The 12,972-nt window shown below is 57.0% G+C and carries 11 protein-coding genes; 6 read left to right on the top strand and 5 right to left on the bottom strand.

All coding sequences use genetic code 11. The annotated features are described in order from the left end of the window. Nucleotides 1-145 precede the first annotated feature (145 nt). Genes AC6I8A_RS14500 through pstB form a run of 3 tightly spaced genes read left to right on the top strand, consistent with a single transcriptional unit; the run spans nucleotide 146 to nucleotide 4,613 of the window. On the top strand, nucleotides 146-2,239 hold the full coding sequence (locus AC6I8A_RS14500) for an ABC transporter permease subunit (protein WP_256697094.1): 2,094 nt from the start codon (nucleotides 146-148) through the stop codon (nucleotides 2,237-2,239). Beyond that, the gene (gene pstA / locus AC6I8A_RS14495) at nucleotides 2,236-3,834 is read left to right on the top strand and encodes a phosphate ABC transporter permease PstA (RefSeq protein WP_479486080.1); all 1,599 of its coding nucleotides are present in this window, start codon (nucleotides 2,236-2,238) and stop codon (nucleotides 3,832-3,834) included. The genes AC6I8A_RS14500 and pstA overlap by 4 nt, the downstream gene beginning before the upstream one ends. An 11-nt stretch (nucleotides 3,835-3,845) precedes the next feature. Then, entirely contained in the window at nucleotides 3,846-4,613 is a 768-nt protein-coding gene (pstB, locus tag AC6I8A_RS14490; RefSeq protein WP_256697092.1) for a phosphate ABC transporter ATP-binding protein PstB, read from the top strand. 43 nt (nucleotides 4,614-4,656) lie between these two features. On the opposite strand, the gene purN is transcribed toward pstB, so the two are convergent. Further along, on the bottom strand, nucleotides 4,657-5,295 hold the full coding sequence (gene purN, locus AC6I8A_RS14485) for a phosphoribosylglycinamide formyltransferase (RefSeq protein ID WP_497818700.1): 639 nt from the start codon (nucleotides 5,293-5,295) through the stop codon (nucleotides 4,657-4,659). Further along, nucleotides 5,292-6,332: a phosphoribosylformylglycinamidine cyclo-ligase gene (purM, locus tag AC6I8A_RS14480; RefSeq protein WP_265300245.1), complete on the bottom strand. Its 1,041-nt coding sequence runs from the start codon at nucleotides 6,330-6,332 to the stop codon at nucleotides 5,292-5,294. The genes purN and purM overlap by 4 nt, the downstream gene beginning before the upstream one ends. Before the next feature lie 230 nt (nucleotides 6,333-6,562). Here purM and upp point away from each other — a divergent pair, with 230 nt between their 5' ends. From upp to hda, 3 genes are all read left to right on the top strand, one after another. Further along, entirely contained in the window at nucleotides 6,563-7,189 is a 627-nt protein-coding gene (gene upp / locus AC6I8A_RS14475) for a uracil phosphoribosyltransferase (RefSeq protein ID WP_008108331.1), read from the top strand. A gap of 68 nt (nucleotides 7,190-7,257) precedes the next feature. Continuing rightward, the gene (gene uraA / locus AC6I8A_RS14470; RefSeq protein ID WP_256697087.1) at nucleotides 7,258-8,541 is read left to right on the top strand and encodes a uracil permease; all 1,284 of its coding nucleotides are present in this window, start codon (nucleotides 7,258-7,260) and stop codon (nucleotides 8,539-8,541) included. Between the two features lie 93 nt (nucleotides 8,542-8,634). Then, nucleotides 8,635-9,336: a DnaA inactivator Hda gene (gene hda / locus AC6I8A_RS14465; RefSeq protein ID WP_036649513.1), complete on the top strand. Its 702-nt coding sequence runs from the start codon at nucleotides 8,635-8,637 to the stop codon at nucleotides 9,334-9,336. On the opposite strand, the gene arsC is transcribed toward hda, so the two are convergent. From arsC to bepA, 3 genes are all read right to left on the bottom strand, one after another. Next, on the bottom strand, nucleotides 9,333-9,680 hold the full coding sequence (arsC, locus tag AC6I8A_RS14460; protein ID WP_436332562.1) for an arsenate reductase (glutaredoxin): 348 nt from the start codon (nucleotides 9,678-9,680) through the stop codon (nucleotides 9,333-9,335). The two genes, hda and arsC, sit on opposite strands and share 4 nt — an antisense overlap. Before the next feature lie 77 nt (nucleotides 9,681-9,757). After that, nucleotides 9,758-11,121, bottom strand: a protein-coding gene (locus AC6I8A_RS14455) for an IS3 family transposase (protein ID WP_497817907.1) whose coding sequence is annotated in 2 segments (ribosomal slippage) — nucleotides 9,758-10,626 and nucleotides 10,626-11,121 — 1,365 coding nt in all. Because the reading frame shifts where the segments join, the coding sequence is not laid out codon by codon here. 73 nt (nucleotides 11,122-11,194) lie between these two features. Beyond that, entirely contained in the window at nucleotides 11,195-12,658 is a 1,464-nt protein-coding gene (gene bepA, locus AC6I8A_RS14450) for a beta-barrel assembly-enhancing protease (RefSeq protein WP_256697085.1), read from the bottom strand. Nucleotides 12,659-12,972 lie beyond the last annotated feature (314 nt).

The raw sequence follows: 12,972 nt of genomic DNA, 5'->3' as shown, positions 1-12,972 counted from the left end.
GCGGAAAATGCACAAAAATGCGTTACCGCTCAGTGTCCGTCACCATTATGGCGAGAGTATGGCAGGCTTGTCCAACGTCAAAGGTTGTCTTATCAATCAGCTACGGGCAACATAGCGACTTGTTTCCACCGGTAACCTGGCCTGCATGAGCATAAATCGTATTCCCGTCCACTTTAGCGACCGTCGTCGACGCGCCACTGATAATGTAGTGCGCCGCGTTGTCACAGCTTGCGGCGTGGGAATTTTGCTGCTGATGTTACTGCTGTTCTTCTGGCTGATCTGGGTGGTGCTGCCGCTGTTTAGCGCGCCCGGAATGCATGCCACCACCAATATTCAGCTGTGGGACAAAGCCCCAATGCTGGCGATGGGCAGCGACGGGCATTTGGGCTGGCGCATCAGCCGCAACGAAGCGCGCTTTATCCCGCTCGATGGTCAACCTGCGGCACCTGCACTGGCGCTGAATGGCAAGCCTGATGCGGCGATCGCAAGCCCAGATAACCGCAGCGTGCTGCTCAATATGCAGGGCGAACTGCTGTTAATGCAACCGGTTATCCGCAACGGCAGCGGCGAATGGGGTTTCCCGCTCGGCGATCGTCCGCTGCGCTTACCGCAAGGCCCGGTCAGTAATATGGCGCTGACGTCTCTCAACGATCATCAATGGTTGATTGCCGCGCAAACCGCAGCCGGCATCAGCCTGCTGACGCTAGAAAATCAGCAAAAGGTAAATCAGATCCTGTTGCCGCAGCAGCAGGCCGATCATCTGCTGCTGTCGCCGGACGGCACCTTACTCTACGCCAGCAGCGGGCGCTTACTGCGCGTGTGGCAAATCACGCCGGATGGCGCGCAGCTACGCGAAACCCAAACTCTCAATCTGCCACCGCAAAGTCTGCATATGCTGGCCGGTGGACGCACCTTGCTGATTCAGGATGCGCAAGGCGTGCAGCAATGGTTCGCTATCGCCAGTGATAAAGGGCCGCGTCTGCAACAGATTCATACTTACAACGGCAGCCAGCAGGTGCGCGGCATCACGCCGGAACCGCAGCGCCGCGTGTTTGCCACTTACGATGCGCAGGGCAAGGTTCAGCTGTTCGCCAGCAAGCAGCAGGGCGCGATCTTAACCCGCCAGTTGGCACCGGGCATTCAGGCGCTGGCCTTCGCGCCGCGCGGTGATGCCTTGATCATCGAACGCGCCGGGGAATGGCAGCAGTTTGCTTTAGATAATCCGTGGCCGGATTTCACCTGGCGCAACCTGTGGCAGAAAATCTGGTACGAAAACTATCCGCAGGCCGATTGGGTATGGCAATCCACTGCGGCGGGCGACAGCTATCAAGCCAAGTTCAGCCTGATGCCGCTGGTGCTGGGCACGCTAAAAGCTGCCAGTCTGGCGCTGTTGTTCGCCACGCCGCTGGCGCTGGCTGCCGCGATGTATACCGCGTGGTTTATGTCGCCGGGTTTACGACGCTGGGTGAAACCGGCGATCGAAATGATGGGCGCGCTGCCAAGCGTGGTGATTGGTTTGATCGCTGGCGTGTGGCTGGCGCCGCACATCAGTACCGCGCTGGTCGGCGTGTTGCTGCTGCCGCTGGTGCTGGCGGCCACCTTACTGTTGTGCGGTGTGCTCAGTCCGCGGTTGCCTGCCAGCTGGCGACGTCCCGGCTTTGAAGTGATTTTGCTGCTGCCGGTGTTGCTGGTGGTTACGCTGTTAACGCTGTGGCTACCAACGCTGTTCTGGCCGGACATTGGCGAGCGTTTAGCGCATTACGAACAGCGCAACCTCTTAGTCGCTGCGCTGGCGATGGGTTTTGCACTGGTACCGCTGATTTTCACCTTATCGGAAGATGCGCTGTTCAGCGTGCCGGGCGCGCTCGGGCAGGGCTCGCTGGCGCTGGGTGCCACGCCGTGGCAAACCCTGACGCGTGTGGTGCTGCCGGGCGCCTCGGCGGGCATCTTCGCTGCATTAATGATTGGCTTTGGCCGCGCCGTCGGCGAGACGATGATTGTGCTGATGGCCACTGGCAATACGCCGGTCAGCGAAGGCGGCTTATTTGCTGGTCTGCGTGCGCTCTCCGCCAACATTGCCATTGAGATGCCCGAAGCCGCAGCGGGCAGCGCGCATTACCGCATTCTGTTCCTTAGCGCGTTGATACTGTTGATCTTCACGTTGGTGATCAACACCATCGCTGAGTTGATTCGTCAGCGCCTGCGTCAACGCTACAGCCAGCATGAGGGCCACGGATGACGGCGATGAAACAGAACGATCGCTGGCGCTGGCTCACCGCCGGGGCTGTCGCGGTTTGCCTGCTGGCGTTTACCTTGTTGATTGGTTTGCTCGGCTGGCAAGGCGTGCGCGCTTTCTGGCCGCAGCCGGTCGATCAATATCAGTTCCAGCCACCGGAAGGCAGCGCGGTGATGGTGCTGGGCGAAACTTTGCAAAAGCAGCAGCAGGGCGAACAGTGGCGCTATGTGGTGAAAACCGGTAACCGTGACTTTGCCGCGCCGGATTTCCGCGTGCTTTACAGCCAGGGTGAGGCGAAAACCCGTCGTCCAGTCGATGTGTTGGTGCTACAGCGCCGCAACGGCGGCAATGCCTATGGCTGGCTGGTGGAGCTGCGCCAGGATAATGAAGTGATGACCGCGCAAAGCCGCGATGCCTTGCTGCATCAGCGTTTGCAGCAGGTACATGAGCAGCTGCGCCAGGCGAGTAACATCCGCCGTATTGAGATGGCGCGCCTGAATGCACAACTGGAAAGCCTGCAGCAGCAGGCCGATGAGCAGCAGCGTAACGGCAGCTTCAGCCTGGAAGTGCAGTCCGAGTTTGATGCCAATCGCACGGCGTTACAACGCCGCTTCAACGTGCTGGCGCAGCAGTTAACCCATCTGCAGCATGAAAGTCAGCGCGATACGCTGGTGCTGCGCGATGTGAACGGCGTGGATCACACCATCCCGCTGGCGCAGGTGGTGGATGCGTGGTATCCGAATGCCATGACCTTAACCAACAAAACGCTGCACTTCTTCAGCCAGATTTGGCAATTCGTCAGCGATTCACCGACTTCCGGTGGCGGCGAGAGCGGGGCGTTTCCGGCAATTTTTGGTACCGTGCTGATGGTGCTGTTGATGTCGATCATCGTCATGCCGCTTGGCGTCATCGCTGCGGTTTGGTTGCACGAATACGCTGGACGCAATGCGCTGACGCGGCTGGTGCGCATCGCGGTGGTGAATCTCGCCGGCGTGCCATCGATTGTCTACGGCGTGTTTGGCCTCGGTTTCTTTGTCTGGCTGATTGGTGGCACCATCGACCAGCTGTTCTTCTCCAGCGCCTTACCCAATCCCACTTTTGGTACGCCGGGCTTGCTGTGGGCCGCGCTGACGCTGGCGCTGCTGACGCTGCCGGTAGTGATCGTTGCCACCGAAGAGGGATTGTCGCGCATTCCGGATAATCTGCGTCAGGGATCGCTGGCGCTGGGCGCAACGCAGGCGGAAACGTTGTGGCGCGTGGTGCTGCCGTTGGCGGTACCCGCCATGCTCACCGGCCTGATTCTGGCGGTGGCGCGTGCGGCTGGAGAAACCGCGCCGCTGATGCTGGTGGGCGTGGTGAAGATGGTGCCAGAGCTGCCGGTTGATGCGGTATTCCCTTATTTGCACCTCGATCGTAAATTCATGCACCTCGGTTTTCAGATCTACGATTTGGCGTTCCAGAGCCCCAATATCGATGCTGATCGACCGCTGGTTTACGCCACCGCTTTGCTGCTGGTGGTGATCATCCTGTCGCTCAATCTGCTGGCGATGGCGCTGCGCCATCGGCTGCGTGAGCGTTACCGGCTTATGACGCACTAAAAAGGTTTCTGATGACGCCCGACTACGACATTGCCCTTCGCGTTAATCAGCTGTCGCTGTGGTATGGCGAACGCCAGGCGCTGAATAACATTGATCTGCAGATCCCGAAAAACCGCATCACGGCGTTGATTGGTCCTTCCGGCTGCGGCAAATCGACGCTGCTGCGCTGCTTTAATCGCATGAATGATGTGATCGATCGCTGCCGCATCGAAGGCGAGATTCTGCTGGATGATTACGCGGTGATGCAGGCGAATCAGGATCTTCCCGCACTGCGTCGCCGCATTGGCATGGTATTCCAGCGGCCGAATCCGTTTCCTAAATCGATCTACGAAAACGTGGTTTACGGCCTGCGCTTGCAGGGCGTACGCGATCGTCGCGTGTTGAATGAAGCCTGTGAACGTGCGCTGCGTGCAGCGGCATTGTGGGGCGAAGTGAAAGATCAGCTGGGGCAGAACGCCTTAACGCTCTCTAACGGCCAGCAGCAGCGCCTGGTGATTGCGCGCGCCATCGCCATTGAGCCGGAAGTGTTGCTGCTGGATGAGCCCACCTCGGCACTTGATCCGATCTCAACGCTGGTGATCGAGGAGTTGATGACTACGCTGAAGCAGCATTTCACGCTGGTGTTAGTGACGCACAATATGCAGCAGGCGGCACGCGTGTCGGATTACACCGCGTTTATGCATAACGGACAATTAGTGGAGTTTGACGAAACCGATCGCATCTTCACCTCGCCAAAAGCGCGGCGTACCGAAGATTACATTACGGGACGGTTTGGGTGATGGTGCGGACGTGATGAAGGTCGCCATGAATGGCGACCCTACGTTAGTCGTGTGCATATCCCTGTGGCGGCAATGGTTTATCATCCAGCCACGCTTTACCTTCACGCATCTGCAAACGCCCATCAACAAACCAGCTGATCACCAGCGGATAGATCGCGTGTTCCTGATGCTGCACGCGCGCGCTGATCTCGTCTTCGCTGTCGCCAGCAAACACCGGCACGCGCGCCTGCAAAATAACCGGTCCGCCATCCAGCTCGTCAGTGACAAAGTGCACTGAAGTGCCATGCTCTTCGTCGCCGTTTTCCAGCGCCTGACGATGCGTGTGCAAGCCCGGATATTTCGGCAATAACGACGGATGAATATTCACCAGACGATCGTGATAGTGCGCGACAAAAGCGCTGCTGAGGATGCGCATATAACCGGCCAGCACCACCAGATCCGGCGCGTAAGCATCAATCTCCTGCATCAGTTGGCGATCAAAGGCTTCGCGGTCGGCAAAATCACTGGCAGCTAAAGCATGCGGCGGGACATTGGCTTCCTGCGCGCGCGTTAAGCCATAGGCGCTGGCTTTATTACTGAAAACGGCAGCGACGCTGCCGTTGATACGCCCGCTTGCGCAGGCGTCGAGGATGGACTGAAGATTGCTTCCGTTGCCGGAGATCAGTACAACCAGTTTCTTCATGGATTGATAACCACACGCTCTGCAGAATCAGACGCTTTAATCACACCGATTTTCCACGCTTTTTCGCCCGCGTCGGTCATCAGCTGTACCGCTTTATCGGCTTCTGCCGGGCTCAGCGCAATCACCATGCCCACGCCGCAGTTAAAGGTGCGGTACATTTCGTGACGGCTGACGTTGCCTGCTTGCTGCAACCAGCTGAACACGGCTGGCCACTGCCAGCTGCTCTCTTCCAGCACCGCCTGGGTGTTGTCTGGTAGCACGCGCGGGATGTTTTCCCAGAAGCCGCCGCCGGTCAGATGCGAAATCGCATGCACATCAACCTGTTCGATCAGGCGAAGGATGTTTTTCACATAGATACGGGTTGGCGCCAGCAGGTGATCGGCCAGTGACTTGCCATCCAGCTGTTTAGTGGCCGGATCGGTCTGGCTGACTTCAAGAATCTTGCGCACCAGAGAATAACCGTTCGAGTGCGGGCCGCTGGAACCCAGCGCGATCAGCACGTCGCCGTCCTGCACTTTCGAACCGTCAATGATTTCTGATTTTTCCACCACGCCGACGCAGAAACCCGCCACGTCGTAATCTTCGCCGTGGTACATGCCTGGCATTTCAGCGGTTTCACCGCCGACCAGCGCACAACCCGACTGCAAGCAACCTTCGGCGATGCCGGTGATGACCGATGAAGCGGTATCCACATCCAGCTTGCCGGTCGCGTAATAATCGAGGAAGAACAGCGGCTCAGCACCCTGAACAATCAGGTCGTTAACACACATCGCGACCAGATCGATGCCGATGCTGTCATGACGTTTGAGATCCATAGCCAGACGCAGCTTGGTGCCGACGCCATCGGTTCCGGAGACCAGCACAGGCTCGCGGTACTTCTGCGGCAGCGCACAGAGCGCGCCGAAGCCGCCCAATCCACCCATGACTTCCGGGCGGCGGGTTTTTTTCACTACGCCTTTAATACGGTCAACCAGATCGTTACCAGCATCGATATCAACACCGGCGTCTTTGTAGCTGAGAGAGGTTTTGTCGGTCACTGCGGAATCCCCACGCGAGTTGCGGTTGGTGGCAAAAATTAAGCGCGGCAATTCTAACAGCGCAGGCAAACGTTTGCGAGTCCCATCTCATGCTGCCTTTGCATCGCCTCAGATTTTCGCCAATCCTTAGATGACGCAGGCTATTGACCGATGACATATGGCGCAGCGGCGAAAAGGCGGTATAATCCGGCGATTTTTTTTTAGCTCAACTCAATTCCGGGAGAACAATCATGAAGATCGTGGAAGTCAAACACCCGCTGGTCAAACATAAACTGGGCCTGATGCGTGAGCATGATATCAGCACCAAGCGTTTCCGCGAGCTGGCCTCGGAAGTGGGCAGCTTGCTGACCTATGAAGCCACCGCCGATTTGGAAACCGAACGTGTGACGATCGAAGGCTGGAACGGTCCAGTAGAAATCGATCAGATCAAAGGTAAAAAAATCACTGTAGTTCCGATTCTGCGTGCTGGCCTCGGCATGATGGAAGGCGTGCTCGAGCACGTGCCAAGCGCGCGCATCAGCGTGGTTGGCGTGTATCGTGATGAAGAGACGCTGGAGCCGGTGCCGTATTTCCAGAAGCTGGTGTCGAACATTGAAGAGCGCCTGGCGCTGGTGGTCGACCCGATGCTGGCAACCGGTGGTTCAATGATCGCTACCATCGATCTGCTGAAGAAAGCCGGTTGTACCAGCATTAAAGTGCTGGTGCTGGTAGCTGCGCCTGAAGGTATTGCCGCGCTGGAGAAAGCGCATCCGGATGTGGAGCTCTACACCGCATCTATCGATCAGGGATTGAACGAGAAGGGCTACATCATTCCTGGACTCGGCGATGCCGGGGACAAGATTTTCGGAACCAAATAAAAGAAACCAGCCGGCCAGAGAGTCGGCTTTTTTTTGTCTAAAAATATTCAATGGGGATAGCGAAAAATATGACCCGTCGTGCAATCGGCGTTAATGAACGCCCACCGCTTTTACAAACCATTCCACTCAGCTTGCAGCATCTGTTCGCCATGTTTGGCGCAACTGTGCTGGTGCCGATTCTGTTCCACATCAACCCGGCCACGGTGTTGCTGTTTAACGGCGTTGGAACACTGCTCTATCTGTTTATCTGTAAGGGCAAAATCCCGGCTTATCTCGGTTCGAGTTTTGCCTTTATTTCGCCGGTGCTGCTGCTGTTGCCGCTGGGTTACGAAGTGGCGCTGGGCGGTTTTATTCTCTGCGGTTTGCTGTTCTGCCTTGTGGCGCTGATCGTCAAGAAAGCCGGTACCGGCTGGCTTGATGTGATGTTTCCACCGGCGGCGATGGGCGCGATTGTCGCGGTTATCGGTCTGGAACTGGCGGGCGTGGCGGCGAATATGGCCGGTTTGCTGCCCGCTGACGGCACATCACCAGACAGCAAAACCGTGATCATCTCAATGGTCACGCTGGCGGTGACCGTGTTTGGTTCGGTGCTGTTCCGTGGTTTCCTCGCCATCATCCCGATTTTGGTCGGTGTATTGGTCGGCTATGCGCTCTCTTACATGATGGGGATTGTCGACTGGACCGCAGTGGAAAATGCGCCGTGGTTTGCGCTGCCAACCTTCTACACGCCGCGTTTTGAGTGGGTGGCGATGCTGACCATTCTGCCAGCCGCGCTGGTGGTGATTGCCGAGCACGTGGGTCACTTAGTGGTTACCGCCAACATCGTGAAGAAAGATCTGATCCGCGATCCGGGCCTGCATCGCTCGATGTTCGCCAACGGATTATCCACCATGATTTCCGGCTTCTTCGGCTCCACGCCGAACACCACTTACGGCGAGAACATTGGCGTAATGGCGATTACCCGCGTTTATAGCACCTGGGTAATTGGCGGCGCGGCGATTTTTGCCATTCTGCTCTCCTGCGTCGGCAAACTGGCGGCGGCGATTCAGGCGGTTCCCGTGCCGGTGATGGGCGGCGTCTCGCTGCTGCTGTACGGCGTGATCGGTGCATCCGGTATTCGTGTGCTGATCGAATCAAAAGTGGATTACAACAAAGCGCAGAACCTGATCCTGACCTCGGTGATCCTGATCATCGGCGTGAGCGGTGCCAAAGTGCATATCGGCGCGGCCGAGCTGAAAGGCATGGCGCTGGCAACCATCGTTGGCGTTGGCCTGGCTTTGATCTTCCGTTTAATCAGCGTATTACGCCCGGAAGAAGTGGTGCTGGACGCTGAAGAGAAGCGCGAAAGTTAAGGCTGCAAGCCGGGCAGGGAAGCCCGGTTCATCTCCGGCAAAGATCGTGATAAACTTGCGCGGTTTTCTGCCCGCTCATCCGTTGAGGTACTTCTGAACACGCCGGCACAGCTCTCATTGCCACTCTATTTACCCGATGATGAAACCTTCGCCAGTTTCTGGCCGGGGGAAAACACGTCTCTGCTGGCGGCGCTGCAAGGCGCACTTTCTCAGCAACACGGTAGCTATCTCTATTTCTGGTCGCGCGAAGGCGGTGGCCGCAGTCATCTGCTGCACGCAGCCTGTGCGGAACTCTCGGCGCGCGGTGAAGCGGTGGGCTATGTGCCGCTGGATAAGCGCACCTGGTTTGTGCCGGAAGTACTGGAAGGTATGGAGAATCTGGCGCTGGTGTGCATCGATAATATCGAGTGCATTGCAGGCGATCCGGAGTGGGAAATGGCGATCTTTGATCTCTACAACCGCATTCTGGAAATCGGTAAAACGCGTTTGCTGATTACCGGCGATCGACCGCCGCGCCAGCTGAATCTCGGCTTACCGGATCTGGCGTCACGCCTCGATTGGGGGCAGATTTACCGTTTGCAGCCGCTCTCGGATGACGACAAATTACAGGCGATGCAGCTGCGTGCTGGACTGCGTGGTTTTGAGTTGCCGGAAGATGTCGGGCGCTTCCTGCTGAAACGCCTTGACCGTGAGATGCGCACGCTGTTTGATACGCTGGATCGCCTCGATCGCGCCTCCATCAGCGCCCAGCGCAAACTCACCATTCCCTTTGTTAAAGAAGCGCTGGAGCTTTAGAGAATCTCCAGCACCGCTTCAGGCGGACGGCCAATGCGCGCCTGTTCTCCATTGATCACGATTGGGCGTTCGATCAGTTTCGGATGATCCACCATCGCCTGCAGCAGCTGATCCTCGCTTAACGCGCTATTCGCTAAAGCCAGCTCTTTATACAGATCCTCTTTGCGGCGCATTAGTTCGCGTGCGCTGTGCATGCCGAGCTGTTGCAGCAGGCGCTGTAGCGTTGGCACATCGGGCGGCGTCTCAAGATAGAGCACCACTTCAGGCTCGATACCTTTTTCCTGCAACAGCGCCAGCGTCTCGCGGCTTTTGCTGCATCGCGGGTTGTGATAAATGCTGACCATAGTTTGGGCATTCCTTTGATATGTTGAAACCGGCGGTCGCCATGAATGAACTGAACCCCATAACCTGGACCGTTTAGTTAAAGCGCTGCGTAATGCTGAGTCCTGTACGCTACCGGACTCAGCCCACCCAGCCCCATTTTTATCCGCTTAGTATTCCAGAAGTGGATATAGTCTCCGATGTCCTTCTCCAGCTCCTCTACGTCACGGTATTTCTTCAGGTAAAACATTTCCGACTTCAGATGACCGAAGAAGTTTTCCATCACCGCGTTGTCCAGGCAGTTTCCTCTGCGCGACATGCTCTGTTTTATCCCGTTTTCCGCCAGGCGCCGCTGATACTCCGGCATCTGATACTGCCAGCCCTGATCGCTGTGAAGAAGCGGACGCTGCTCGCCCGTCAGATGCTGTAAGGCTCTGCTCAGCATACCGTTTATCATCGGCATCAGCGGCTTACGCGCCGTTTCCCAGCCCACGATTTCGCCGTTATACAGGTCCAGAACCGGGGACAGGTAGCATTTTTCACCCGCAACGCTGAACTCCGTTACGTCCGTTACCCACTTCTCGTTCGGTGCCTGTGCCCGGAAGTTGCGCTGCAGCACGTTGCCGGCTGTCCGCCCCTCGGGCCCGCGACAGGACCGGTATCTCTTCTTTCTTACCGGCGACTGCAGACCCAGCGCCGACATCAGCTTCAGCACGGTTTTCCCGCTCAGCGCCCAGCCGTGCTGCCTGAGCAGGCAGCCCATGCGCCGGTAGCCATAAACACTGCGATGCTCCTCTGACAGCCTGACGATAAGCGCCTTCACCTCTGCGTACTTATCCGCTGCCTGCTGGCGGGCAAGCTGATAAAAAAAAGTGCTTTTTGGCAGCCGCGATACGCTCAGCAGCACCGGCAGGCGATGCCGCGTGCGCAGCAGCGTCACGGCTGCGGCTTTTTCTCCCGCTCCCGGCGCTTTTTTTCCAGGATAATCTCCTGCATGACCTTCAGATAGTCGTTTTCGGCACGCAGGTATTCGAGCTCCTTAAGCAGCTCTTCCGGCGTCATTGACCCGACTGGTTTTGGTGATTTTTCTTTGCCTGACATTGGTGTTCTCCGCGTGCTGTTTTCGGGCGGGAAAGCATAGTGACCTTTAAGGCTGTACTGGCGGACCCAGGATTCAACCGTTTTGTGTGAGCTGATATTAAAACGCGCCGCAACCGCAGCGTATGACTCACCGGTATGAGCCAGAGCATAATGCGCCACCTGGACCCTGAAGTCAGAAGAATAACGCCGGTGCCCGCGGGGAAGCAAAGCCTGCTCACCGTGATGCTGATAGCGCGCAACCCAGCGGCGGAGGTTAGTAGGGGCAATGCTGAAGTGCTTAGCCGTTCCATCAATACCGGCATGGCCGCTAAGAAAATAGTGAATGGCCGAGAGTTTAAATTCGATGGGATATTTTGTTGTCATAGAGCTGCACCTTCAATGTCAGATTATGGTCCAACATTTGGGGTGCAGTTCATGAATGGCGACCCTACAAAATCTATCCTTTCTGATAAACCTTAAAACGCTTCTGCAGTTCACGGAACTGATCGATGCGGGCGTCATAGCGCGCTTGTTTCAAACTGCCGAGCGGTACTTGGGCGCTGGCGCTGCTTAAGGTGGAGATCGCCTGATCAAGCTGGCCGTTGAGCGCCAACCCCTCAGCGCGCGCTGAAAGTTCTTCATCCCGTAAACCCTGCGCCGCCGAAGCCTGCGCCAACAGATCAAAGGCGTTAACGTCGTCTGGATGTGCAAAGGTGTAGCGATTGAGGATACGGCTGGCGTTGGCTGGCTGTTTCGCTTCGACATAGGCGTTAGCCAGGTTCAGTTGCAGCACTGGATTGGTGCTGCTGCCTTTGGCGCTGCTCAGCATGGCGATCGCCTGCTGCGGCTGATTCAGGCCGATGTCGATGTCGGTCATGATATCGAGGAACCAGACGTTATCCGGCTGTTTCGCCAGCAGCGGCGCAATCACCCGTTTGGCGCTGTCAAAGCTTTTGGCCTGCAGGAACTGCACCGCTTTACCGTACTGCGCCGCCTGCTGCTCGCGCACATTGCCTTTGGCGTATTCATTCAGCAGGTCATCGGTTAGCTGATTGCGGCCCGTGGCGTACATGCCGAGCGAACGCACTTTCGCCATGTAGAAATCCTGCGACGATTGCACCACCACCGGACGCATCTGATTGGCGCGGTTACGCGCATCGGCCAGTCGACTGTCGGGTAACGGGTGCGTCAGCAAAATTTCCGGCGGTTTGGAGGAGAAGCGGCTCTGATCCGCCAGCTTCTGCAGGAAAGTCGGCATCGCTTGCGGATCGAAACCGGCACGTTGCAGCACCTGAATACCGATGCGGTCAGCTTCCTGTTCGTTGCCCTGAGTAAAGCTGATAATGCCTTGCTGCGCGCCCGCCAGCGTACCGGTCAGCGCCGCCATGCCCGCTTGCGGACTGGCCATCGCCAGCAGAATCGATCCCAATGCGCCGACCCAGGTCAGCGGCGCATTGCGTCGCTGCTCTTCCATGGCGCGCGCCAGATGGCGCTGGGTGACGTGCGAGATTTCATGCGCCATCACCGATGCCAGCTGGCTTTCGTTATCGGTGTAACGGAACAGCGACGAATGCAGCACCACGTTGCCGCCAAAGAAGGCAAAGGCGTTGAGTTCATCGTTCTGAATCAAAAAGAAGTGGAACGGCGTGCGTACCGAGTTGGCATGCGCCACCAGACGCTGACCGAGCTCATTAATGTATTGATTCAACAGCGGATCGTTAATCAGAGGCGCACTGGCGCGCAGCTGGCGCACGTAGAAGTCGCCCATCTGCAGTTCCTGATTAATCGAGAGCGTCGAACCTGCTGTGGTGCCCATGTCGGGCAGCGTATCACTGACGTCAGCGCGCGCACTCAGCGCAGGCGTCAGCAGCAGCGTAGGAATAAGGGCCGCCAGCAGTGATTTTTTCAACCGGTTAAACATGCCTTGATCCTGTAAAAGTCACCCAAAATTAGACAGGTAAGTGGTTCAGATGTTCTGCACTATTTTCCCATTCACTGAACGCGCTCTATCTTAACCAGACTGCGGCGACAAGCAAACGATGAAGATTCATAAGCTTTAAATGAAAAAAGGGTTACAGCATGACGAAGTTGCAGCAAAAAATTGAACAGCACGCCGCGATTTAAACAGGCTTCTTCACCCACAAAAGTTAAAGTTACGTAAAGTTGCTCAAAATTATTGAGCCTGGCATGAACTTTTCCAGGTTTACTCTGAAAAGAAGCGGCATATCAGCGCGG

The sequence above is a fragment of the Pantoea sp. X-Soil-ISGK-275 genome (assembly GCF_059730795.1).
This window is presented reverse-complemented; position numbering and strand designations above follow the sequence as displayed.

Coding starts and splice junctions, on each gene's coding strand:
- AC6I8A_RS14500 (WP_256697094.1), top strand. CDS start 146: ATGAGCATAAATCGTATTCCCGTCCACTTTAGCGACCGTCGTCGACGC.
- pstA (WP_479486080.1), top strand. CDS start 2,236: ATGACGGCGATGAAACAGAACGATCGCTGGCGCTGGCTCACCGCCGGG.
- pstB (WP_256697092.1), top strand. CDS start 3,846: ATGACGCCCGACTACGACATTGCCCTTCGCGTTAATCAGCTGTCGCTG.
- purN (WP_497818700.1), bottom strand. CDS start 5,295: ATGAAGAAACTGGTTGTACTGATCTCCGGCAACGGAAGCAATCTTCAG.
- upp (WP_008108331.1), top strand. CDS start 6,563: ATGAAGATCGTGGAAGTCAAACACCCGCTGGTCAAACATAAACTGGGC.
- uraA (WP_256697087.1), top strand. CDS start 7,258: ATGACCCGTCGTGCAATCGGCGTTAATGAACGCCCACCGCTTTTACAA.
- arsC (WP_436332562.1), bottom strand. CDS start 9,680: ATGGTCAGCATTTATCACAACCCGCGATGCAGCAAAAGCCGCGAGACG.
- bepA (WP_256697085.1), bottom strand. CDS start 12,658: ATGTTTAACCGGTTGAAAAAATCACTGCTGGCGGCCCTTATTCCTACG.